20 protein-coding genes are annotated in these 24,492 nt (G+C 59.8%); 17 read left to right on the plus strand and 3 right to left on the minus strand.

Translation table 11 applies throughout. The annotated features are described in order from the left end of the window. Positions 1-12: 12 nt before the first annotated feature. On the minus strand, positions 13-903 hold the full coding sequence (locus ACLD1Y_RS07280; RefSeq protein ID WP_429476759.1) for an SDR family NAD(P)-dependent oxidoreductase: 891 nt from the start codon (positions 901-903) through the stop codon (positions 13-15). Further along, the gene (locus tag ACLD1Y_RS07285; RefSeq protein ID WP_429476761.1) at positions 900-2,438 is read right to left on the minus strand and encodes a flavin-containing monooxygenase; all 1,539 of its coding nucleotides are present in this window, start codon (positions 2,436-2,438) and stop codon (positions 900-902) included. The genes ACLD1Y_RS07280 and ACLD1Y_RS07285 overlap by 4 nt, the downstream gene beginning before the upstream one ends. A gap of 262 nt (positions 2,439-2,700) precedes the next feature. Between ACLD1Y_RS07285 and ACLD1Y_RS07290 the strand changes: the two genes are divergently transcribed. The 12 genes from ACLD1Y_RS07290 (at position 2,701) to ACLD1Y_RS07345 (ending at position 17,526) form a co-directional block, all read left to right on the plus strand. Continuing rightward, positions 2,701-3,699, plus strand: a complete 999-nt coding sequence (locus ACLD1Y_RS07290) for an alpha/beta fold hydrolase (protein WP_429476763.1) — start codon at positions 2,701-2,703, stop codon at positions 3,697-3,699. Between the two features lie 294 nt (positions 3,700-3,993). Further along, positions 3,994-5,274, plus strand: a complete 1,281-nt coding sequence (locus tag ACLD1Y_RS07295; protein WP_429476765.1) for an alkane 1-monooxygenase — start codon at positions 3,994-3,996, stop codon at positions 5,272-5,274. 134 nt (positions 5,275-5,408) lie between these two features. After that, positions 5,409-5,903, plus strand: coding sequence for an alkane oxidation protein activator PraA (praA, locus tag ACLD1Y_RS07300; protein ID WP_429476767.1), 495 nt, complete (start codon positions 5,409-5,411; stop codon positions 5,901-5,903). 134 nt (positions 5,904-6,037) lie between these two features. Continuing rightward, positions 6,038-6,562, plus strand: a complete 525-nt coding sequence (gene praB / locus ACLD1Y_RS07305) for an alkane oxidation protein activator PraB (protein ID WP_429476768.1) — start codon at positions 6,038-6,040, stop codon at positions 6,560-6,562. A gap of 93 nt (positions 6,563-6,655) precedes the next feature. Then, positions 6,656-7,162: an alkane oxidation protein activator PraB gene (gene praB, locus ACLD1Y_RS07310; RefSeq protein WP_429476770.1), complete on the plus strand. Its 507-nt coding sequence runs from the start codon at positions 6,656-6,658 to the stop codon at positions 7,160-7,162. A 70-nt stretch (positions 7,163-7,232) separates the two neighbouring features. Next, a complete protein-coding gene (gene praB, locus ACLD1Y_RS07315; RefSeq protein WP_429476772.1) occupies positions 7,233-7,754 on the plus strand; it encodes an alkane oxidation protein activator PraB in 522 nt (173 codons plus the stop codon). A gap of 135 nt (positions 7,755-7,889) precedes the next feature. Continuing rightward, positions 7,890-9,305 (plus strand): outer membrane protein transport protein, encoded by a 1,416-nt coding sequence (locus ACLD1Y_RS07320; protein WP_429476774.1) that lies wholly within the window; start codon positions 7,890-7,892, stop codon positions 9,303-9,305. A gap of 282 nt (positions 9,306-9,587) precedes the next feature. Beyond that, positions 9,588-12,113, plus strand: a complete 2,526-nt coding sequence (locus ACLD1Y_RS07325; protein ID WP_429476776.1) for an acyl-CoA dehydrogenase — start codon at positions 9,588-9,590, stop codon at positions 12,111-12,113. Between the two features lie 145 nt (positions 12,114-12,258). Beyond that, on the plus strand, positions 12,259-13,602 hold the full coding sequence (locus ACLD1Y_RS07330; protein WP_429476778.1) for a 3-oxoacyl-ACP reductase: 1,344 nt from the start codon (positions 12,259-12,261) through the stop codon (positions 13,600-13,602). Positions 13,603-13,605: 3 nt separating this feature from the next. Beyond that, on the plus strand, positions 13,606-14,496 hold the full coding sequence (locus ACLD1Y_RS07335) for a MaoC/PaaZ C-terminal domain-containing protein (protein WP_429476779.1): 891 nt from the start codon (positions 13,606-13,608) through the stop codon (positions 14,494-14,496). After that, positions 14,493-15,791, plus strand: coding sequence for an acetyl-CoA C-acetyltransferase (locus tag ACLD1Y_RS07340; RefSeq protein ID WP_429476781.1), 1,299 nt, complete (start codon positions 14,493-14,495; stop codon positions 15,789-15,791). The genes ACLD1Y_RS07335 and ACLD1Y_RS07340 overlap by 4 nt, the downstream gene beginning before the upstream one ends. A gap of 31 nt (positions 15,792-15,822) precedes the next feature. Next, the gene (locus ACLD1Y_RS07345) at positions 15,823-17,526 is read left to right on the plus strand and encodes an AMP-binding protein (protein WP_429476783.1); all 1,704 of its coding nucleotides are present in this window, start codon (positions 15,823-15,825) and stop codon (positions 17,524-17,526) included. Positions 17,527-17,681: 155 nt separating this feature from the next. Here ACLD1Y_RS07345 and ACLD1Y_RS07350 read toward each other — a convergent pair whose 3' ends face one another. Continuing rightward, complete coding sequence (locus tag ACLD1Y_RS07350) at positions 17,682-18,797, minus strand: Gfo/Idh/MocA family protein (protein WP_429476784.1); 1,116 nt, start codon at positions 18,795-18,797, stop codon at positions 17,682-17,684. A 278-nt stretch (positions 18,798-19,075) separates the two neighbouring features. On the opposite strand from ACLD1Y_RS07350, the gene ACLD1Y_RS07355 reads away from it, so the two are divergent. The 5 genes from ACLD1Y_RS07355 to ACLD1Y_RS07375 all read left to right on the plus strand — a co-directional run bounded on the left by ACLD1Y_RS07355 (position 19,076) and on the right by ACLD1Y_RS07375 (position 24,395). Beyond that, on the plus strand, positions 19,076-20,131 hold the full coding sequence (locus ACLD1Y_RS07355; RefSeq protein WP_429476786.1) for a WD40/YVTN/BNR-like repeat-containing protein: 1,056 nt from the start codon (positions 19,076-19,078) through the stop codon (positions 20,129-20,131). Between the two features lie 15 nt (positions 20,132-20,146). Further along, positions 20,147-22,522: an efflux RND transporter permease subunit gene (locus ACLD1Y_RS07360; protein WP_429476789.1), complete on the plus strand. Its 2,376-nt coding sequence runs from the start codon at positions 20,147-20,149 to the stop codon at positions 22,520-22,522. A gap of 78 nt (positions 22,523-22,600) precedes the next feature. Then, entirely contained in the window at positions 22,601-22,897 is a 297-nt protein-coding gene (locus ACLD1Y_RS07365; RefSeq protein WP_429476791.1) for a DUF5629 family protein, read from the plus strand. Next, positions 22,884-24,059 (plus strand): lactonase family protein, encoded by a 1,176-nt coding sequence (locus tag ACLD1Y_RS07370; RefSeq protein ID WP_429476793.1) that lies wholly within the window; start codon positions 22,884-22,886, stop codon positions 24,057-24,059. Before ACLD1Y_RS07365 ends, ACLD1Y_RS07370 begins: the two co-directional genes overlap by 14 nt. Positions 24,060-24,215: 156 nt before the next feature. Beyond that, on the plus strand, positions 24,216-24,395 hold the full coding sequence (locus ACLD1Y_RS07375) for a hypothetical protein (protein WP_429476795.1): 180 nt from the start codon (positions 24,216-24,218) through the stop codon (positions 24,393-24,395). Positions 24,396-24,492: the final 97 nt, after the last annotated feature.

Below are 24,492 nucleotides of genomic sequence, written 5' to 3' on the forward strand. Positions count from 1 at the left end.
GCGTGCTCCTGTTCAAAGACGGGGCTCGTCGTTGGTTTCAAACACTGGCCGGCGCGCCTTTGGCGCCATGCGTTTACTGGCGAACACCACCAGGGCTTGATAGGCCGCCGGCAGACAACGGGCGAGCAGGTCGAGGAAGTAGGCATCACGGCCAATCAGCACGCGGCGTTTATTTTTGCGCACGCCATGAAGGATGACCTTGGCGGCCTGGTCGGCATCGGTGATAAACAGCTTCTCGAAGTCGGCGCGGGCCTGCTGTTCGCTGTGGATCAGAAAGCCGGTCATGTTCGCGTCAATGCGACTGCTGCGGCAGATATCAGTGCGGATGCCGCCGGGGTGCACGCAGGTCGCGGATACGCCGCAGCGCTGCATATCCAGCTCCTGGCGCAGTGATTCGGTAAAGCCGCGCACGGCAAACTTGGTGGCGTTGTAGCCGCTCATACCGGGTTGGGCAAACAGGCCAAACACGCTGGACGTGTTGATCACGTGGCCATCGCCGCTGGCCTTCAGGTAGGGCAGGAACGCCTTGGTGCCATGCACCACTCCCCAAAAATTGATGCCGACGATCCATTCCAGGTCGGCGTAGCTCACACCCTCCACGGTGCTCGACAGGGCCACGCCCGCATTGTTGAACACCAGGTTGATCTGGCCGTGGTCGACCAGGCAGCGTTCGGCCCAGTCCACCATGGCCTGGCGGTCGGCAACATCCAGCACTTGGGTGGTGATGGTCACGGGGGACAGGGTGGAGGTCTTGATCAGTGCCTGAGTCTCTTCCAGGCCCTGGCTGTTCTTATCTGCCAGCGCCAGGTGGCAACCTTCCCGCGCCAATGCCAGGGCCAAGGCGCGCCCCATGCCGGATGCCGCGCCGGTGATCGCTGCCACGCGGCCGTTGAATGACTTCATGACAGGCTACCTTCTGCAGAGGGGAGGGGCGCAGCGGTTGGCTGGGCTGGCGCGTTGATCGGCAGCAGGTTCGCCACGTAATCCTTGAGCGCAAACTGCCGGGTGACCTGCTTGAAGCGCCAGGTCGAACCCGGCCACAGGGTGGTGTTCTTGCCGGTGCGTGGGTCGAGGTACCAGCTCTGGCAGCCGCCGGTATTCCAGATGGTACGCTTGAGCTTCTCCTGCAGTTGCTGGTTGTAGGCGTTTTCCACCGCCGGTTTGACGTCGACGGTCGCAATGCGATGTCGCTGCATGTGCTTGAGGGCGTCGAGGATATAAGTGACCTGGGCTTCGATCATCAGGATCATCGAGTTATGCCCCAGGCCCGTATTGGGCCCGACGATCAGGAACAGGTTGGGGTAGCCCGGCACCGTGGTGCCTTTATAGGCATGGGCGCCGTCGCGCCAGGTGTCCATAAGGTCCACGCCGTCACGGCCAATGATGCAGTCCCGGGGCAGGGGGTCGGTGGCCTGGAAGCCGGTGCCGAAAATCAGGCAATCGGCCGGGTGCTTGATGCCGTCGGCGGTAACCACTCCGTCAGCTTCGACACGCAGCACAGGGTTGGTCACCACCTCCACATTGCTGCGGGCCAAGGCCGGGTAGTAGTCGTTGGAGATCAGCACGCGCTTGCAGCCGATGGTGTAGTTGGGCGTCAAGGTCTTGCGCAGGGAAGGGCGCGCCACTTGTTTATGCAGGTGGCGCTGGGCAATTTTCTGCACCATTTTCATCAGCCTCGGGTGCAGGGCGAAGCCCACCACGCGGCCTTCCAACGCCCAATAAAACGCGGCACGTACCAAGCGCTGCGTGAAGGGCAGATGCTTGAACAACCAGCGCTCGGCCGGCGAAATCGCCCGGTCGGGCTTGGGCATGATCCACGGTGGCGTGCGTTGGAACAGGTCCAAATGGGCCACCTGCGGGGCGATCTGCGGCACGAACTGAATGGCACTGGCGCCCGTACCGATCACCGCCACCCGTCTGCCCTTGAGGGAATAGCTGTGATTCCACTGCTGAGAGTGGAAGCGTTCACCCTTGAAGCTGTCGAGCCCAGGAATATCCGGAAATGCCGGGCGCGACAAACCGCCCATCCCCGAGACCAACACCCGTGCGCTGACCTGGCGGCCATTGCTGAAGCTCAGTTGCCAGCGTTGCTGCACCTCATCGAACACCGCCCGCTCCAGGCCCATACCGAAACGCAAGTAGGGCGCCAGCCCGAAGCGCTCGGCGCACCGCTCCAGGTAGTCCCGGATTTCCCCTTGCTGCGCGAACTGGCGAGTCCAGTCGGGGTTGGGCGCAAAGGAAAACGAATACACATGGGACTGCACATCGCAAGCGCAGCCGGGGTAGTGGTTGTCCCGCCAGGTGCCGCCGAGGCTGTCGGCCTGTTCGGCGATAAAGAAGTCGGTGAGCCCGGCCTCCTTGAGCTTGATGGCCATGCACAGGCCGGCAAAGCCTGAGCCGATGATGGCGATGTCGATTAGATCACTGTGGGCATTCATAGGCGGATTCCCGTGCTCCTGTTTTTGTTTTGTCTTTTAGATAGAACACCATTGCAAAGGAAAAATGAATTAATTATTTTAAAAAAGATTTTAAATAATCTACCTGAAAATATCGCCTACGCTAGTCATTGGCTCCTCATGTGCGACCTGTCCGACGGACAGCACCTTGCGCACGCAGTTAAGGATCAGAGCGTTAACGGTAGCTGAGGCCTGCACCAATACCGGTCGGGTCGCCAGCAGCAGGGAAGCAGAGGACCGAGCTATGGCTGTCGAATGGGTTGCCGCTGGCGCCGTATTTGTGGGCGTGAGCGCTTTGTTGTGGGGGTTCAGTGCGCGGATGAGGCGGCGCATTGAAGCGGCGGTACCGATCAATGGGCGCTTCGTCGAGGTGGAGGGCGAGCGCTTTCACTATGTAGAAGAAGGTAAAGGCCCGCCGCTGGTGATGATTCATGGGCTGATGGGCAGCAGTCGCAACCTCACCTATGCCTTGTCTGGCCAACTGGCCAAGCAGTTCCGGGTAATCACAATTGATCGCCCAGGCTCCGGTTATTCCACGCGCCACAAAGGCACCCCGGCTGATCTACCGGCCCAGGCCCGGCAAATACTTGGGCTGATCAAGGCCCTCGACTTGGATAAACCGTTGGTATTGGGGCATTCCCTGGGCGGCGCGATTTCCCTGGCGTTGGCGTTGGACCACCCTGATGCGGTGAGCGGGTTGATCCTGGTGGCCCCGTTGACCCATCCCCAACCCACATTACCGATGGTGTTCTGGTCACTGGCGGTGCGCCCGGCATGGTTGCGTCGATGGGTGGCCCACACCCTGACCGTGCCGATCGGCATGCTCACCAGTGGCTCTGTGGTCAAAGGCGTATTTGCCCCCGACCATGCCCCCGACGATTTCGCCACCCGTGGCGGGGGGATGTTGGGGATGCGCCCTGACAATTTCTATGCCGCATCCAGCGAGATTGCCCTGGTCAACGACTACCTGCCGGGGATGGTCAAGCGCTACCCCCAATTGAGCGTACCCATCAGCCTCATTTATGGCGCCAAGGACAAGGTGCTGGACTTTCGTCGGCACGGCCAGGCCCTGGCAGACAAGGTGCCTGGCCTCAAGCTGCAACTGGTGGAAGGGCGCGGTCATATGCTGCCCATCACTGCCACGGCACGCGTGGTGGAGGCGGTGCAGCAACTGGCCAAGCGCACAGGTATGCCGGAAAACCTGACGGTGATGCGTGCGCCGCTGGCCCTGGCGAATAAATAATCAGGTTGTTCATTGCCGGTCGGGCGGTCGCAAATGCCTGCCCTAGAGAGCTGACCAAACGCGTAGAAACACGACTGCCCGGTCATGTTTAAAAGGGTTTAAAAAAGTAGTTGACGACCTATCGATTCCGCGTTATTTCTTTAAAAAAATATTTCAATGTTTATTTTGAAATGATTTTTGAAATGCCTAAGAGCGAATAAAAATGAAAAAAACGTCTTTTATCGCATGGTTGATTTCCTGGAGCATTCAGCGCTCCTTGAACCTGTTTTCCACCTCCCTGCCGCGGAGGCTGCCATGAACCAGACCCTGGCAGCACCCGGCGTATGGACTGACGGCAAACGTCACCTGTGGTGGTTGGGCATCATGCCCTTGGCCACGCCCCTGTTGTCCGGCGCCCTGGCTATCGGCACCGGCATCCAGCAACTGTGGTGGGTGGGCGTGCTGGTGATCTTCGGCCTTATCCCGCTGATTGACGGCCTGCTGGGCGAAGACGTCAGCAACCCGCCCGAATCCGCCGTCAGCCACCTCGAAACCCAGAGCTACTACCGCTGGATCGTCTACACCGGCGTGCTCTTTGTGATCTCCTCGGTGGTGATCACCGGCTGGCTCGCCGCCGGCGGTATCGAATGGATCATCCAGGGCGGGCTGTTGCAAGCCGCGGTTCACCTTGACCCTTCCAGCTGGCTGGCCCATGCCGCCCAGTTCATCACTGCCCGTACCCAGCTGCATGGCGAACCAAGCTGGTTCACCTACCTGGGCATGGCCATGGCCACCGGCGCCGCCACGGGCATCGCCATCAACACGGCCCATGAACTGGGGCACAAACCCAAGCCGCTGGAAGTGTTCCTGGCCAAAGTCACCTTGGCACCGACCTTCTACGGGCACTTCTACACCGAACACAACCGTGGTCATCACGTGCGCGTCGCCACCCCGGAAGACCCAGCCAGTTCGCGCCTTGGGGAAAGCTTCTGGGCCTTCCTGCCACGCTCGGTGTGGTGCAGCGCTCGCTCGGCCTGGAACCTTGAGCGTGAACGCCTGCGCAAACTCGGCCTGCCGGCCTTGCACTGGCAGAACGGCGTGCTCAGTGCCTGGATGTACAGCGTGGTGTTGTGGGGCGCAATGATCGCCTGGTTGGGGGCAGCGGTGATTCCGTTCCTGATTATCCAAGGCATCTACGGCTTCTCGTTGCTGGAAGTGGTGAACTATGTTGAGCACTACGGCCTTAAACGCCAAAAGTTGCCCAATGGTCGTTATGAACGTTGTTCGCCACGCCACTCGTGGAACAGTAATCGGATTGTCACCAACATATTTCTGTTCCAATTACAGCGGCACTCCGATCACCATGCAAACCCCACCCGCAGTTATCAGTCGCTGCGCCACTTTGATGAATCGCCACAACTGCCGTACGGCTACGCCAGCATGATTGTCTGGGCCTATGTGCCGTACTTGTGGCGACGCCGAATGGACCATCGGGTACTCAATCACTATGCCGGTGATATCAGCCTGACCAATCTTCAACCGTCACAGCGTTTGAAATACCTGGAGAAGTACAGCGGCAGTGCCAAGCCGTTTTGATCCGCATTAAGCAATAAGTAACGTGTTCGCGGTCTGTGTACCACGCCGCTTCTTATCGCCTACGTGTTGCTTGTTAAGTTGCAAGAAAGTTGTTTGACCCGAACAAAAATAATTTCAAGGGAAGGACGTACACCATGCACACACCTGCCAAGTTCACCACCCATATCGTATTGGCCGCACTGGGGCTGATCGCCTATCACCAGGCCCAGGCTGCCCGCATCGAGCCGGCCGGCAGCGCCTTCACGGCCCAAGGCCCCATCAGTTTTTCCAAGGGCGCGCTGATCAGCGCCGACTGCACCATCAAGGTTGCCGGCAAGGTGGCCGCGGATGGTTCTTCGGTGAATGTCGACAAGGTTGAATTCGACGGCGGCCTCAAGTGCAGCCGGGTCGAGGCCATCAACTTGCCGTGGGTATTAATAGCCAAGGACACCAAAAGCGGCTCCATGTCGAAGATCAGCGTGGACGTACACGCCTTCGGCCTGGGCGGCAAATGTGGCCCTTCGACTGCCGACGGAACGTGGGACAACGCCACTGGCAAGTTGGAAGCCGCCAATGTGCCCATTGGCGAAGACTGCAAGATCAAGACGGTGTCGATCAAGATGCCGCCGAACTTCAAAGTTGTCGAATAAGCGTCAGATGGTGTTGCGGTAATTGAATTGAGATTTGGCTGGAAAGGGAAGTTCCGCTTGTTTCACCGTGACCTCTCGTTCATGGCCATTACCCCTGGCGAAAATGACTTCGCCATAACATGTGAGGAAAAATAATGAAAAGTTTGAAAACCCTCGTATCGTTGTCTGCTTTGGTTGTTTGCATGGGTGCTGCGTCGATGGCGAGTGCCGTTAGTCTGAGCCCGCTCAACACTAACTTCACTGCCGCTGGCACGATTGTCGTTAAGTCGCCGTCATCGTTCCAGTTGCCAATCACCTGCAACGTGACGTTTACCGGCAATGTCGACAATGTGGGGCTTGGAAAAATCACCGGCGTCGCAGTCAGCGGTTCCAGCTCGCTGTGTGGTCTGCCTCAAATCACTGGCACACCGTGGACCTTGACCGCCACCACCCTGACGGCACCTACTGCGGTAGGCACCGTGGACAACGTTGGTTACACCATCAGCGGCTCGGGTCTTATCCCGTCGAACTGCGGCCCATCGACTATTGCGGTGGCGTACAACAACACCACCAAAGTTCTGACCGCTACCAACCAGTCACTGGCTGGCAGCTGCACCGTGCAATCTTTGAGCGTGACAGTTGTTTCGGCGACCTCCACCCCGATCACCGTTGTTCCTTGATGTTGGGTTAGCACTCTGGGTTGATCACCCGCCAAAAGGCAGGCGCCTCTAACGGGGCGCCTGTTGGCAAATGGGTTTATGTGAGGGAAAACAATGAAACCTTGGAACAGTATCGTTAGTACAACTTTGCTTGTTGCCTGTTTCGGTGCAGCGTCGATGGCAACTGCAGCAACCATTGGCCCGGCAGGCCAGACGTTCAATACGCCCGGCGGCACGATTACCGTGAAGAGCCCTTCGACATTACAAATTCCGTTGACCTGCGATATCAACTTCAGCGGCGTGGTCAACACGAATGGCACGGTGACCATCAACGGCGTCAGTTTGGGGGGGAGTGGTAACAGTGCCTTGTGTACCTTCCCGCACATGAAAAACCTCCCTGCACCCGGTTGGGTGTTGACGGCGACAAGTGCCACCGCCGGTACTGTCTCCAACGTGGGGTTCACCATTGATCTGGGGGTAGATACTGACTGTGGCCCTAGCAGTATCAACGTGGCCTGGGACGGCAGCAAGCTGACGGCTACGAACCAAGTCCTCAGCGGCAGTTGCACGGTAACCAACCTGTCGGCGACCCCGGATCACACCATTACCGTTACGCCCTGATAGAACTTTTATGGGGGCTGGAGTTCGTGTTTTTAAAGGACGTCACACCGATGGATCATGAGGGTAAACAATGAAAGTCTTCAATGGCCTCCTGTCGTTTATATCTATCATCTTTTGTGTCAGTGCTGCGTCGAATGTCGGGGCGTATAGTTTGTCTCCGCTCAATCAGTCATTTACGGCCAGTGGCACAGTTGTTGTGAAGTCTCCATCGTCTGTTCAGCTTCCGGTTAGTTGTAATGTGACACTGTCTGGATATGTCGACAGTATGGGGTTGGGTAGATTTACTTTAGCGACGATGTCGGGCAGCAGTGCACTATGTAACACACCTCAGGCGACATTGAATTACCCCATGAAATGGACGCCCACCAGCCTGGTCGGCAGCTTTTCAATGGGAAACCTAGAAAATATGGGTTACCACGTTAGTTTGGTCACGGGAGCGTCGTCACATTGTGGGCCTTCGACGGTTGCAGTGTTTTACGATAACGTGATGCGGCAGTTAACGTCTTCCAATCAACCACTGTCGGGAAGCTGCACATTGTCCAGTTTGAATGTATTAGTTGTATCGACTTTCCCCATCGTTGTTATTCCATAATGATTGTGCAGGAGGCGTTGATGAGTGGTTGGGTATGAAACGATAGACGTTGTCACTCAGGCAAGGGGTGTGCGCAGGGGCGTTAATACAAGGCATGCCCGTAGTTCAAGTAATAAAAATAATCAGGAGTGGTAAATGAATAATAAAAAACAACACGCTCGCACATTATTAGGGCTGGCAGTATTAAGTGGGCTGGTCGCTGCGGGCTCGGTTCAGGCGGGTGGTTTTGCAACGCCAACGTTCGGAGCGGAAGGCTGGGGCCGCGCTTTTGGCGGTGGTTCGATGTTTAAAAATGACCCGTCAGCCGCCTACAACAACCCTGCCGCCATGGCGTTCATCGACCGTAACATAGCGCAGTTCAACATTGACTACGCGCGTATCAATATCAAGTACAAAGGTACGGCTAAGGACTACGCGGGCAATGATCCCGTGGCCATCGACCTTGACCCCAATACAGGTGCCATGACGACTGTTCCCCGCACTGGTGACGGCGGGCAAGGTGGCTTTACAGCGTGGCTGCCTACCGGGTTCATGGTGATGCCTATCGGCGATCGCTTTGCCTTCGGCTTGAGCCAAGTCGTACCGATGGGCGCACGGACCACCTGGGACGACGATTGGGTCGGTCGAGATTTTGCCGTTGACACACGTATCGAAACGGTCGGCGTTACGGGTTCTCTCTCGTTCAAAGTTAACGATCAGTTTTCCATCGGCGGTGGTGCCATTGTTCAGCACACCAAAGGCTTCGTCAGCCAGAACATTGACTTATACGCAGCTGCCGCGAATGCGCCAGGTGTCGATACGCCGTTTCCTGCTGGCGTCGGTTTTTCGTTGATACGCGTTAAGGTCGATAATACTTCTGTTGGCTGGTTTGCCGGCGTGGCCTGGAAGCCAACGCCGCAAGACACCCTGGGCCTGAACTATCACGCCAAGATTAAGAACAAGCTTGAAGGCAAGTACAACATCTACGCCGATCCATTGTCGACCGGGTTGATTGAAGGGGGTTTACCTAACCAGTTGTACCCCGGCCTTAACCTTCAAATGAACGGTAATGCGACCACCCAACTTGATATCCCCGCCAATGCGTCCTTTGACTGGCTGCACCAGTTCACGGACCGTTTCACCCTCGGTGCCAGTGTGACGTGGACTCAGTGGTCATCATTTAAGAACCTGACCTTGAAATCCGATGGGTCGACCATCGTCGCCATTCCTTACAACTATAAAGACGCCTGGATGGTCTCCCTCGGCGGCGATTATAAACTCACCGACGATTTAACCCTGCGTGCCGGCGTGGCAACCGACCAAACACCTACCCGCAACTCCACTCGCGATCCCCGTATCCCGGATGGTGACCGCATCTTCACGTCCCTGGGCGCCGGATATAAGGTTCGCGCTATTCCAGGTCTGGGCATTGATTTCTCTTATTCTCACCAATTCGTGGAAGAGTCCAAACTGAAAACCCAAAACCAGGACCGGCTGGGCGCAGGGTCGCTCGATGGTAAAGCCAAAGCCTATGGCGATGTCGCAAGCCTGGGGTTCACCTACGAGTTTTGATCGTTTGCAACGCCGGTGTGAACGTGCAGTCAGCGCATCTTTCTGCACTCTTCACACCGGACATGCATCATCGGGTTGCCCACGCGACCCGCTCCGATGTTCTGATGTATTCAACCAATCAGGCTGACTCGTTCGGCCGCTATTTTTTCGCCAAAGCATTAAATAAAAATTTCAAAACAAAATTTGAATTTAGCTTTGCAAGTTTGTAGTGTGGCTTTACGCCGCAGGTCATTTCGACCTGTCGTGCCTAGGCCGTACCCTGAATCGAGTAGAGGTATCCCCATGGTTATCTGGTTATTGGCGGGTTTCGCAGCAGCGATTGCCCTGGCGTATCGACAAGCCGCTGCCACCCTGTGGCTGGGCGTTGGCCTGGTGTGGCTGGCGGCGGGTTACCTGTTCAATGTGGTCGCCACTTTCGGCGTCACTGTCGCAGCGTTGCTGGTGATAGCACCGGCGTTGCTGATGACCATCAAACCCTTGCGGCGCGCGTTGTTGACCAGCAAAGCCCTGGGCCTGTTTCGTACGATTATGCCGGCGATGTCCCACACCGAGCGTGCCGCCATCGAGTCCGGCACCGTGTGGTGGGACGCCGAGCTGTTCAGTGGCAAGCCCGATTGGCAGCGCTTGCTGCAAGCGGCCCCGGCCAGCCTCAGCGCTGAAGAGCAAGCCTTTCTCGACAATGAAGTGGAAACCCTGTGTGACATCGCCAACGACTGGGAAACCACCCAGGTCTGGCAGGACATGTCCCCCGCAGGCTGGCAGTACACCAAGGATGCCGGGTTTCTCGGCATGATCATTCCCAAGCAGTACGGCGGCAAAGGCTTCTCCCACTACGCGCACTCGCAGGTGGTGATGAAGCTGTCGACGCGCTGCTCGGCGGCGGCGATTTCGGTGATGGTGCCCAACTCCCTGGGCCCGGCCGAGCTGCTGTTGCATTACGGCACGGACGCCCAGCGCAATTACTACCTGCCGCGCCTGGCGCGGGGTGAAGACATTCCGTGCTTTGCGCTCACCAGCCCGTATGCCGGCTCTGATGCTGGCGCGATCCCGGATTTGGGCATCGTCTGCAAAGGCACCCATGAAGGCCAGGAAGTCCTGGGTTTTCGCGTGACCTGGGACAAGCGCTACATCACCCTCGGGCCGATTGCCACGGTGTTGGGCCTGGCGTTTCGTGCCGAAGACCCTGAAGGCTTGCTCGGCCCGGCCGGTTCGCTGGGGATTACCTGCGCGTTGATTCCCACCTCCCACCCTGGCGTGAACAGCGGCCGGCGTCACTGGCCACTCAACGCGGTGTTCCAGAACGGTCCGACCACCGGCAAGGATGTGTTTATCCCACTGGAATGGGTGATCGGCGGCCGTGAACAGGTCGGCAACGGCTGGCGCATGCTGATGGAATGCCTGGCGGCGGGGCGAGCGATTTCCCTGCCATCGGCCAACGTTGGCCTGGGCAAGGTCGCAGTGCGGGGCACCACCGCGTATGCGGCGATGCGCAAGCAATTCGGCCTGCCCATCGGCAAGTTCGAAGGCGTGCAGGCACCGTTGGCACGTATGGCCGGGCACCTGTATGCCTGTGATGCGGTGCGCAAGGTTTCTGTCGCCTCCCTGGACGCGGGTGAGAAACCTTCGGTGATTTCGGCCATTGCCAAGTACCACGTCACCGAGCGGGCGCGGATTATCGTCAATGACGGCATGGACATCGTCGCTGGCAAGGGCATCTGCATGGGGCCGAACAACTTCCTGGCCCGCGCCTACCAGCAAAGCCCCATCGCCATCACGGTGGAGGGCGCGAACATCATGACTCGCTGCCTGATCATCTTTGGCCAGGGCCTGATCCGTTGCCATCCCTATGTGTTCCGCGAAATGGAGGCGGCGCGCAACCCGGACCGGCGCAAGGCCTTGGAAGATTTCGACGGCGCGATGTTCGGCCATATCAGTTTTGTACTCGCCAACACCGTACGGGCCGCAGTGCATTCGCTGACCGGTGGGCGGCTGATTTCCGTACCTGGCAAAACCGACCCGGCGCTGGCGTCCTACTATCGCCAGGCCAATCGTCTGTCGGTGGTCCTGGCGTTGATCTCGGATATTTCCATGGGCGTGCTGGGCGGTGCCCTCAAGCGCAAGGAAAGTATCACCGGGCGGTTGGGGGATATTCTGTCGCAGCTCTACATTTTGTCCTGCGTGCTCAAGCGCTTCGAGGACGACGGTCGGCCCCAGGCTGATCTGCCGCTGGTGCACTGGTCGGCCCAGGATGCGTTGCTGCGGGCCCATGAAGCCCTGGCCGAAGTGCTGGAAAACTACCCATCCAAGGCCGCCGCTGCGGTGGTGCGCGGTTTGGCTTTCCCGTTGGGTATTCCTCTGCGCAAACCGTCGGATCGCCTGCTGGCCCAAGTGGCTGACGTGGTGCAGACACCCGGGGAAACCCGTGATCGTTTGCTGGCCAATTCCTACATCCCACGCCCGGAAATCGACAAGTTGGCCTACGGCGAACTGGGCTTCCGTTTGCTGCCGCAAGTGGAGCTGATCGAGGCGCGGCTCAAGCCGGCCATCAAGCAAGGCCTGATCGAACCCATGCCGATCTCCGCTTCGGCGTTTACCGCCTGGCGCGTCAAGGCGCGAGCGCTGGACCTGATCAGCGAAGACGAAGACGCCGTGCTGGGGCGCTATGTGGAATACGCCGACCACGGCATCCAGGTGGACGACTTCCCGCAGGACTTTGGGTTGCTGGAGGCGTTGCAGCAGCGCAAACAGGCGTTGGAGCCGCCAGCAAAGCGCAAGGCTAACCAAGGTGAAAACGCCTCGGTCAACTAAGAGAAACACGGTCAATGTGGGAGCGGGCTTGCTCGCGAAAGCGGTGTGTCAGGCAACTGATTCACTGCTGACCCACCGCATTCGCGAGCAAGCCCGCTCCCACAAGTAACGGGTTTACAGGTCAATACAGTGGTGTGAGTGCCTTATGAGTGACAGCTACCTATCTTTTGTTAATTCCCCCTGGGGCCGCCGCTTGGCCCAGGCCATTGGCTTGCCCCAACCCTTACCCTTGCAACGCCATCGCAGTGGCCAGCAAGGCTTGGCCAACCCGGTGATCCTGGCCGGGGCAGGGCGCCTGGTTGCGCAGGTACAGCAGGTTTTCCAAGCGACCGACACCGTCACCGCCACCCCGGCCACCCTCAAGGCACCGTCCACGGTCAAGGTACAGGGCGCGGTGTTCGACGCCAGTGCCGTGAACGGCCTGCAACAGTTGGATGAGCTGTACGAGTTCTTCCACGCCAACGCCAAGCGCCTCGCTCAACACGGCCGCGTGGTGGTACTGGGCACCGCTCCGGAACATTGCCAGGACCTGCCCCAGGCCATCGCCCAAAGGGCGCTTGAAGGGCTGGTGCGTTCGCTGGCCAAGGAACTGCGCCGGGCGATCACTGTGCAATTGATCTACGTTGCACCGGGGGCCGAAGACGCGCTGGACAGCAGCCTGCGTTTCTTCCTATCGCGCCGGTCGGCCTATGTGTCGGGGCAGGTGGTGCGCCTGGATAAACCGGTAGACGGCCATGTCGCGGTCAACTGGGATAAACCGTTCGCCGGGCGCCGCGCGCTGGTCACCGGCGCCTCCCGTGGTATCGGCCTGGCGATTGCCCAAGTGTTGGCTCGCGACGGTGCACACGTGGTGTGCGTGGACGTGCCCCAGGCCCAGCAAAGCCTGGAACAAGCGGCCGCGAGTGTCGGCGGTTCGTCGTTACCGCTGGACATCACCGCAGCGGATGCCGCCGCGCAACTGCAAGCCCATATCAGCCAATACGGCGCATTCGATGTGGTGGTGCACAACGCCGGGATCACCCGTGACAAAACCATCGCCAAGATGACCGAAGCGGCCTGGCGCAGTGTGCTGGCGGTCAACCTGGAAGCACCGTGGCATCTGAGCGACGCCTTGCTGGAAAGCCAGGGCCTGAACCCCGGTGGGCGCATCGTCTGTGTGTCGTCGATTTCCGGTATCGCCGGCAACCTGGGGCAGAGCAACTACGCCACCTCCAAGGCCGGAGTGATTGGCCTGGTGCAAGGCCTGGCACCGCGTGCGGCGGCGCAGCAAGTGACGGTGAACGCCGTAGCGCCGGGGTTTATCGAGACCCAGATGACCGCCAAGATCCCACTGATGATCCGCGAAGCGGGGCGGCGCATGAACTCGCTGTCCCAAGGCGGCCAGCCGATTGATGTGGCCGAGACCATTGCCTGGCTGGCACACCCGGCGTCGGGCGCGGTCAACGGCCAAACCGTACGCGTGTGCGGGCAAAGCCTGCTGGGAGCTTGAGCCATGGACTACGTGACGCAGATTATTGACCCGCCGCCCTCACGCGGGCAGTTGTTGATGGACGGTGTGCGTGCCTTGCGCAAGCCCAAGCTGGACGGGCCACCGGCGCTGCCCAAGGAACGCTTGGTGCGCTCGGCGGCAGAACTGTCCGTCGCCGGTATCGCCGCCTACGGTCGCGCCTGCGGTTTTCGTCGCGAGCAGGGCGTGCCGTTGTCCTATCCTCATGTGTTGGCATTCCCGCTGCACCTGATGTTGCTGACCCGCCCGAGTTTTCCGTACCCGGCCAGCGGCATGGTGCATTTGGCCAATCGCATCCGTCAGCACCAGCGCTTGCACGAAGGCCAGGCCCTGCGCCTTGAGGTGTATTGCGAGCGCTGGGTCGCTCACCCCAAGGGCCAGGCCTTGAGCATCGCCACCCGCGCCTACAGCGCAGGCGCCCTGGTTTGGGAGAGCGACAGCCTGTACCTGCGCCGCGACGTTAAAGACCCCGTCGGCGAACCCTGGGGCGACGCATTACCGTTGCAGGAAGACGGCCTGTTACGCACCCAGCGCTGGGTGTTGCCGGCCGATCTGGGGCGACGTTTTGCCAAGGTGTCGGGGGATTTCAACCCGATCCACACCTCGGTCATTGGCGCGAAGATCTTTGGCTTTCGCCGCGCTATCGCCCACGGCATGTGGACCCTCGGCCGTGCGCTCGCCGCCCAGCAACCGCCTGGCGGGCTGGAGCAGGCCGAGGCCCATTGCGACTTCAAGTTGCCGATCTTCCTGCCCGGCCAGGTTGCGCTGTGGAACCACCCCGCAAGCGGCCCGCGCCGCGCGTTCGAAGTGCGCAATTTTGCCGGCGACAAACCCCATATGCGTGGGCTGTTTATCTGGAATGAGAGCCTTAGATGACTGACTACAGCTTCAACCCCGCCCCGGTGCGCCGCGTGGCGATTATCGGCGGCAACCGCATCCCGTTTGCCCGCTCCAACACGGTATACGCCCACGACAGCAACCAGGATTTGCTGGTGGCCGCGCTGCAAGGCCTTGTGGACCGCTACAACCTGCACGGCCAACGCCTGGGGGAGTTTGCTGCCGGGGCGGTGATCAAGCATTCGCGGGACTTCAACCTGGCGCGTGAATCGCTGTTGTCCACCACCTTGTCCCCAGACACACCGGCCTATGACGTGCAGCAAGCCTGCGGCACCGGCCTTGAAGCGGCACTGCTGGTGGCCAACAAGATCGCGTTGGGCCAGATCGAGGTGGGTATTGCCGGTGGTGCCGACACCACCTCCGACGCCCCCATCGGCATCAATGAATCCCTGCGCCACACCTTGCTGGCGGCCAACCGCGCCAAGGGCATGGGCGATAAACTCAAGGCGCTGCTCAAGGTGCGCCCGTCGATGTTTTTCAAGCCGTTGCTGCCGCGTAATGGCGAGCCGCGCACCGGCCTGTCCATGGGCGAGCACTGCGAAGAAATGGCCAAGCGCTGGCAAATCAAACGCCTGGCCCAGGATGAGTTGACCCTCACCAGCCACCAACGGCTGGACGCGGCGTACCAACGCGGATTCTTCAACGACCTGATCAGCCCCCATCGCGGCCTGGCTCGGGATAACAACCTGCGCGCGGACGCGAGCCTGGAAAAACTCGCCAGCCTGAGCCCAGCCTATGACCGCCAGAACGGCACTCTCACGGCGGGCAACTCTACGCCGCTCACCGACGGCGCCTCGGTAGTGCTGCTGGCCAGCGAAGAATGGGCGGCGGCCAACGGTTGGCCGGTGTTGGCTTACCTGCGCACCGGCGAGACCGCGGCGGTGAATTTCGTCGACGGCACCGAAGGCCTGCTGATGGCCCCGGCCTACGCCGTGCCGCGCATGCTCAAGCGCGAAGGGCTAACTTTCGAGGATTTTGACTTCTTCGAGATTCACGAAGCCTTTGCCGCCCAGGTGTTGTGCACCCTCAAGGCCTGGGAAGACCCCGACTACTGCCGCGAGCGCCTGGGCTTGGACGCACCGTTGGGCCCCATCGATCGCGCCAAGATGAACGTCAACGGCGGCTCGCTGGGCTGCGGCCACCCGTTCGCCGCCACCGGTGGTCGCCAGTTGGCGGCGCTGGCCAAGATCATCCATGAGAACGGCGGCGGGCGTGGCTTGATTTCGATCTGCGCGGCGGGCGGGCTGGGCATTACCGCCATCGTCGAAAAGTAGCTCTATCAAAAACAACAACAAGGAGACTGCCATGAACGCTGTAAGCCTGGAACAAACCGAACGGATCTGGTTGAACGCTTACCTGCCTGGCGTGCCGGCGGACATCGATGCCGGTATCGAAGACTACCCGTCGCTGCGTGAAGTGTTCCTGGAACACCTGGAAAAATTCCACGAGCGGGTGGCCTACGTCAGCATCGGCACCGAAATGACCTACGCCGATTGGCAGGTGCAAGGCTATGCCTTCGCCGCCTGGCTGCGGGGGCAAGGGGTGAAGAAAGGCGACCGCGTGGCGCTGATGATGCCCAACTGTTTGCAGTACCCGATCTGCTTGTTGGGCACGATTTTGGCGGGGGCGGTGGTGGTCAACGTCAACCCGCTGTACACCGCCCATGAGCTCAAGCACTTGCTCAAGGACAGCGGCGCCGAGACCGTGGTGATCTTCGAAAACTTCGCCCACACCCTGGAAAAAGTCATCACCGGCAGCAGCGTCAAGCGCGTGGTGGTGGCGGCCATCGGCGACCTGCTTGGCACCTTCAAGGGCGCGGCGATGAACTTCATCCTGCGTCGTGTGCAAAAGCAAGTGCCGGCGTTTAACCTGCGCGGCTCGGTGCGTTTCAACCAGGTGTTGAAACAGGGGCGAGGGTACAACCACTTCCCAGTGGACATGCACCTGGATGACCTGGCCTTTTTGCAATACACCGGCGGCACCACAGGCGACGCCAAGGGCGTGATGCTCAGCCATCGCAATATCATCGCCAACCTGCTGCAAGCCAAGGCCTGGGTCGGTGACCAACTGGACCAGGACAAGCAGGAGACCAACGTCACCTTGCTGCCGCTGTACCACATCTTTTCCCTGACGGTGAACTGCCTGATGTTCATGTGCCTGGGCGGGCGCAATATCCTGATCGCCAACCCACGGGACGTGAAACGGGTGCAGATGATCCTGCGCAAAGAGCGCTTCAACGGGATTGCCGGGGTCAACACGCTGTTCAATGGCTTGCTGGAGAACAAGGAATTCTGCGCGCGGGACTTCTCCGACCTGCGCATGGTGATCGCCGGGGGCATGGCCACCCATACGGCAGTGGCCAAGCGCTGGCAGGAAGTCACCGGGCTGCCGATCATCGAAGGCTACGGCCTCACCGAGTGTTCGCCGGTGGTGAGCATCAGCCCGATCAACATTGCGCGCATGCGCGAGATGGAATTCACCGGCAGCATCGGCGTGCCCTTGCCGTCCACCTGGGTGCGTTTTCTGCGTGAAGACGGCGAGCTGGCCGAGATTGGCGAACAGGGCGAACTGCAAGTGCGCGGCCCGCAGGTGATGCAGGGCTACTGGAAACGCCCGGATGCGACGGCCGAGGTGCTGGATGCCGAGGGGTGGTTGTCCACCGGGGATATTGGCGTGATGGATGAACGCGGGTATATCCGCCTGGTGGATCGCAAGAAGGACATGATCCTGGTCTCGGGCTTCAACGTGTACCCGAACGAAATCGAAGACGTGGTGGCGATGCACCCTGGGGTGGGTGAGGTGGCCGCCATCGGCGTGGAAGACGCGGTAACCGGTGAGAAGGTCAAGATCATCGTGGTGCGCAAAGACCCGAACTTGACCCAGGAGCAGATCCTGGCGCATTGCCGGGAGTATTTGACGGGGTACAAGTTGCCCAGGTATGTGGAGTTTCGTACGGAGGAGTTGCCCAAGACCACGGTGGGTAAAGTCTTACGCCGGGCCTTGCGCTGATTTCAACCTGCCGGAGATCCAAATGTGGGAGCGGGCTTGCTCGCGAAAGCGGTGGTTCAGCTACAGATAAGTTGGCTGAACCACCGCATTCGCGAGCAAGCCCGCTCCCACATTTGAATGTATTCACAAATCAAGATGTGAGGGAAGTTGGGTTTTTAGACTGTGGCTACTTTGACCCAACGCTCTTCCTTGGCCGCCACACGAATCGCCGTCGCCAACTGCTCCACCGCCCACGCCCCTTCAAAATCGGTGCCATCGGCCCCTTGGCCCGCGAGTGCCAGGATTAACTCCTGCACCTCCAACGTCTTCAACTCGTTGTACCCCAACTGATGCCCCGCCGCCGGGCTGAACGCCGCATAGCCGGGCAGGGCAGGGCCTGCGAGTAAGCGCTGGAAGCCTTGCTGGCCGACCCGGCACAGCTGCAGTTCATTCAAGCGCTCTTGGTCGAAGGCCAAGGTGCCCTTGGTGCCGCTGATCTCGAAACTCAGGTGGTTCTTGTAGCCATGCTTGAGCCAACTGCTGCTCACCGTACCGCGCGCGCCGTTGGCGAAGCGCAGCAGCGCATGCACCTGGTCGTCCACGGCAATGGTTTTGTGTTCGCTGCTGCCTTTGACCGCGGGACGTTGGGCGTGGACGGTTTGGGTGTCGGCGCACACGCTGACCACGTCGCCCACCAGGTAACGAGCCATCGACAGCAAGTGGCTGCCCAGATCCGCCAGGGCACCGCCGGCGTGTTCCACCTCGCAGCGCCATGACCACGGCGACTCAGGGTCGGCCATGAAGTCTTCGCTGAACTCGCCCTGGAAGCTGATGATCTCGCCCAGTTCGCCGTTGGCGATCATCTGCTTGGCCAACACGATCATCGGGTTGTGCTGGTAGTTGTAGCCGACCCGCGTCACCACACCGGCGGCGCTGGCGGCGCGGCGCATGGCGTCGGCCTGTTCGAGGCTCACGGCCAGGGGTTTTTCGCAGTACACCGCCTTGCCTGCGGCGATCGCCGCCATGGCCATGGGGAAGTGCAAATGGTTGGGGGTGGTGATGGCGACCACGTCCACGTTGGGGTCGTTGATCAGCGCCTGCCAGTCGCCATGGGCCTGGGCAAAACCCCAATCCCTGGCGCAGCGCCCGGCGCGTTCGGTGTCGGCGTCGGCCAGGGCGGCCAGCTTGAGGTGTACCGGCAGTTCAAATACTGCACGGGCGTTGTTGAACGCCAAGGCATGGGCGCGGCCCATGAAGCCTGTGCCGATCAAGCCGATTCCAAGTTCACGCATAGCCGTGGTCCTTTGCATTATTGTTGTGAGAGGCGCTATTAATGGAATAAAAATTCCTTAAATTCAATAGATGGAATAAAAATTCATTGATGGGCCAGTAATCACTTTGGCGAATGCAGCTATATTCAGGCCGTGGCCAAATGCCGTCAGTTAACAAAAGATAACGTAGCGCCGATTGTCAGACGATTCGAAAGCCCCGTAGGATGGCCGCTGCTGTCTCCAGGCGCTCTAGATTGCAGGTTTCAGGGCCCTAACAATAATAAATAGGAGAAAGGTCTATGAGTGAGCCTGTCATGGGTTGGGTTGTTTGCCCCCCACGCGCCGCACGCAAGGTTGCGTTGCTGGCCACAGCGCTCTCGTTGCTGGCCGGTGCCGCGTTGTCGACACCGCTGCTGGCAGCCAGCGATACCGCAGCCACGCCTGCGTTTGCGATTGAATCCCCCAAGGCCGCTAAAGGCCTGATGATCGATGTGGTCCACGCCGGCAAACGCCTGGTGGCGGTCGGTGATCGTGGGCATATCCTCTATTCCGATGACCAGGGCGCCACCTGGACCCAAGCCAAAGTGCCGACCCGGCAACTGCTCACGGCGGTGTTTTTCGTCGATGACAAACAAGGTTGGGCAGTGGGCCATGATGCGCAGATCCTCGCCAGCACCGACGGCGGCGCCACCTGGACCCAGCAATACCAAGACCTCAAGCGCGAAGCGCCGTTGCTCGATATCTGGTTCAACGACGCCAGCCATGGCCTGGCCGTGGGCGCCTACGGTGCGCTGATCGAAACCACCGACGGTGGCAAAACCTGGGCCGATGTAAGCGAGCGCCTCGACAACGAAGACCAGTACCACCTCAACGCCATCGCGCATATCAAGGATGCCGGCCTGTTTATCGTCGGCGAGCAGGGCAGCATGTTCCGCTCCAGCGATGACGGCCAGATCTGGGAAAAACTCGAAGGCCCCTACGAGGGTTCGCTGTTTGGCGTGATCAGCACTGCGCAACCACAAACCCTGTTGGCCTATGGCTTGCGCGGCAACCTGTACCGCTCCACCGATTTCGGCAGCACCTGGGAGCAAGTCGAGCTGAACGCCGCGCGGGGAGCGCTGGAGTTCGGGTTGTCGGGCGCCACCCTGCTCGATGACGGTTCCATCGTGGTGGTGGGCAACGGCGGCAGCGTGGTGGTCAGCCATGACGATGGGGTGACGTTCAGCGTGTTCAATCGCCCGGATCGTATTTCACTGTCGGCCGTCACGGCGGCAGGCAATGGCAATTTGATCCTCGCGGGGCAGGGTGGTGTGCGTGTTGCAACACCGGCTGGCGCCGAACTCGTAAAACAATAAGAAGGCGGGGACAGAATGAGCAGTCATCACAACGATAAAGCAACCTTTCTTGAGCGCCTGATCTTCAACAACCGCCCGGCAGTGATCGTGATCTGCCTGCTGGTGAGCATTTTCCTGTTCTGGCAGGCGACGTTGATTCGCCCGTCCACCAGCTTCGAAAAGATGATCCCCCTCAAGCACCCCTTCATCGAAAAGATGATGGAGCACCGTAACGACCTGGCCAACCTGGGCAACACCGTGCGCATCTCGGTGGAGGCCAAGGACGGCGACATCTTTACCAAGGAATACATGGAGACCCTGCGCCAGATCAACGACGAGGTGTTCTACATCTCCGGCGTTGACCGCTCGGGCCTCAAATCCCTGTGGAGCCCCAGCGTACGCTGGACCGAAGTGACCGAAGAAGGCTTTGCCGGTGGTGAAGTGATCCCGCAAAGCTACAACGGCTCGCCCCAAAGCCTTGATCAGTTGCGCAACAACGTGCTCAAGTCCGGCCAGGTCGGGCGCTTGGTGTCCAACGACTTCAAGTCGAGCATTGTGGATATCCCACTGTTGGAGTCGTACCCGGACCCGCAGGATCAAGGCAAGTTGCTGGCCCTGGACTATCGCAAGTTCTCCCATGAACTCGAAGACAAGATCCGCGACAAGTTCGAAGCGCAGAACCCCAACGTCAAGGTCCACATCGTCGGCTTCGCCAAGAAGGTCGGCGACCTGATCGATGGCCTGGTGATGGTCGTGATGTTCTTCGGCATCGCCTTTGTCATCACCTTGATCCTGCTGCTGTGGTTCACCAACTGCCTGCGCAGCACCATCGCGGTGTTGAGTACCACGTTGGTGGCCGTGATATGGCAATTGGGCTTGATGCACTTTTTCGGCTTCGGCCTTGATCCGTATTCGATGCTGGTGCCGTTCCTGATCTTCGCCATCGGCATTTCCCATGGTGTGCAGAAAATCAACGGGATCGCCCTGCAATCCAGTGAGGCCGATAACGCGTTGACGGCCGCGCGACGTACGTTCCGACAGCTGTTCCTGCCGGGGATGATCGCGATCCTGGCGGATGCGGTAGGGTTTATCACTTTGCTGATCATCGACATCGGCGTGATCCGCGAATTGGCCATCGGCGCGTCCATCGGCGTGGCGGTGATCGTGTTCACCAACCTGATCCTGCTGCCGGTGGCGATTTCCTACGTGGGCATCAGCAAGCGCGCCATCGCCAAGAGCAAGAAGGATGCGAACCGCGAGCATTCGTTCTGGCGCCTGCTGTCGAACTTTGCCAGCCCCAAAGTCGCGCCGATCTCCATCGCCCTGGCCTTGGTCGCCTTCGGCGGCGGCCTCTGGTACAGCCAGAACCTCAAGATCGGCGACCTCGACCAGGGCGCGCCGGAACTGCGCCCGGACTCGCGCTACAACAAAGACAACAATTTCATCATCAGCAACTACTCCACCAGTTCCGACGTGCTGGTGGTGATGGTCAAGACCAAGGCCGAAGGCTGCTCGCGGTATGAGGCCATGGCGCCCATCGATCAGTTGATGTGGAAGATGCAGAACACCGAGGGCGTGCAGTCGGCGATCTCGCTGGTGACCGTGTCCAAGCAGATGATCAAGGGCATGAACGAGGGCAACCTGAAATGGGAAACCCTGTCGCGCAACCCGGATGTGCTGAACAACTCCATCGCCCGCGCCGATGGCCTGTACAACAACAACTGCTCCCTGGCGCCGGTGCTGGTGTTCCTCAACGACCACAAGGCCGAAACCCTCGACCGTGCGGTGCATGCGGTGCAGGACTTCGCCAAGGAAAACAACACGGAGGGCCTGGAGTTCATCCTCGCCGCCGGCAACGCCGGGATCGAGGCGGCCACCAACGAGGTGATCAAGGAGTCCGAGCTGACCATCCTGATCCTGGTGTACCTGTGCGTGGCCACCATGTGCATGATCACCTTCCGCTCGTGGGCGGCAACCCTGTGCATCGTGTTGCCACTGGTGCTGACCTCGGTGCTGGGCAACGCGCTGATGGCGTTCATGGGCATTGGCGTGAAGGTTGCGACCCTGCCGGTGGTGGCACTGGGCGTGGGCATTGGCGTGGACTACGGCATCTACATCTACAGCCGCCTGGAAAGCTTCCTGCGTGCGGGGCTGCCGTTGCAAGAAGCGTATTACCAGACGCTCAAATCCACCGGTAAAGCCGTGCTGTTCACCGGCCTGTGCCTGGCGATTGGCGTGTGCACCTGGATCTTCTCGGCGATCAAGTTCCAGGCTGACATGGGCCTGATGCTCACCTTCATGCTGCTGTGGAACATGTTCGGGGCGCTGTGGCTGTTGCCGGCACTGGCGCGGTTCTTGATCAAGCCGGAGAAACTGGCCGGGCAGAAGGGCAACTCACTGTTCGCCCATTGATCGATTAGACCATTGCCGCAAGGCACGGCGGGGGAATTGACCTATCATGTGTCTTTTCCCCCGCAGTGACTTCACATCATGACCGACGCATCACCCAACCTGAGCACCGCCCTCCAAGACAGCGACATGCTGATCATCAATGGGCTGCACGCCTTCGACTTCACGTTTGACCAGCACTTGCTGATCGAAAGCATGGACGGTCGGGAACTCAAGCGTTGGAAGTTCAGTCCAGAACAACTCAATGCCGCCACCTTTGATGACAGCTTGCAAAGCTGGCTCCTGATCAACGAAGACGGTGAACACCGTCTGGTTTGCCTCAGCGCGATCAAGGGCGACAACAATAACGACGAGGACGAAGCGGATGATGATGCGTAAATTCTGGCCCCTGCTGATGGCTGGCAGTGTCGGCGCCATGTCGGTACAGGCCGCGCCGGCCGATACTTATGAACTGTTGGTGGGCAGCTACACCGCAGGCACCAGCGAAGGCATCTATCGCCTGCAATTCGACAGCCGTACCGGCACGTTCCAAGGCCAGCCGGTGCTGGCGGCCAAGGCGGCCAACCCGTCCTGGCTGACCGTTTCCAAAGACCAGAAGCACCTGTTTGTGGTCAACGAGAACGGCCCAGGGCAAAAAGATGCCGTGGGTCGCGTCAGCAGCTACAGCATCGACCCGCAAAATCACCAGCTCACCCTGATCAATCAGGTGCAGAGCCTGGGCAATGAGCCGACCCATTCCAGCCTGGCCGCTGATGGGCGCTACCTGTTCGTTGCCAACTATTCAGTGCTGGAAGATCCGGGTGGAAGCCTGGCGGTGCTGCCGGTTGATGCCAAGGGCAAACTGTCGGCCCCGGTGCAACTGAGCGGGCACCCGGCCAGTGGCGTCAACCCTGAGCGCCAGGCGTCCAACCATGTGCATTCGGTGGTGTCATCGCCGGATGGCAAGTACGTGTTTGTGCAGGACCTGGGGGCGGACAAGGTGTTTGCCTACCGCTATGACCCCAAGGCCAACCACGAACTGCCGCTGACCCCGGCCACTCCCGCGTCGGTGCAACTGCCACCGGGCAGCGGCCCGCGCCACTTGCTGTTCAGTCAGGATGGCAAGCACGCCTGGCTGACCACTGAGATGAGCGCCCAGGTCGCGGTGTTTGACTACAACGACGGCAAGCTCAGCCAAACCCAGCTGGTGGACTTCGCCGCCGGCCAACCGGTGTCCGACAAGGCCGGTGCGGCGCTGCATGTGTCCAGCGATGGCAAGTTCCTGTACGTGAGCAACCGTGGCACGGCCAACCAGATGCTGGTGTTCAGCATCGACCCGGCCACCGCGCATCTCAAGGAACTGCAACGCCGTAGCGTCGAGGGTGATCACCCGCGTGAGTTCAGCCTGGACCCGAGCGGCAAGTTCCTGCTGATTGCCAACCAGAAAAGCAACGAAATCGTGGTGGTCGAACGTGACCCCAAGACCGGCTTGCTTGGCAAAACCGTGCAGAAACTGGCCATCGATGCCCCCAGCGACCTCAAGTTCCTGGTGCGTCAATAAGCCACAGGCCCCGCACTGCGGGGCCTGAGCCTTTCTATTAATTCTGTTGATAGCGGCTAGTGTTTCAAAGCATTTCTAAGGTTTAGCCCTCGGGCGTAAGTTTGGTTCCAAGGCCTTCCCCGGCCACCTAACCAAACGAACACAAGGGTTACCGACATGAACTTGAATCTCTTCTCCATCATCGCCGCTTCCGCTGTTTCCGCTACCGTGGCCCTGCCAGCCGCTGCCAGCGTGGACGTTGCCGGTAAAAAATCCAGCACCAGTGCCTATACCCAGAAATACCTGCAACAGAGTGCCAACTTCTATGCGGCGTTGGATCACAAGATTCAACACTGATCTTGAACTCAATGAGTTCAAATGTGGGAGCGGGCTTGCTCGCGAATGCAGTGGGTCAGTCGAAACATCTTTAGCTGATACACCGCTTTCGCGAGCA

The sequence above is a fragment of the Pseudomonas sp. 18175 genome, assembly GCF_050432925.1.
Classification (GTDB): domain Bacteria; phylum Pseudomonadota; class Gammaproteobacteria; order Pseudomonadales; family Pseudomonadaceae; genus Aquipseudomonas.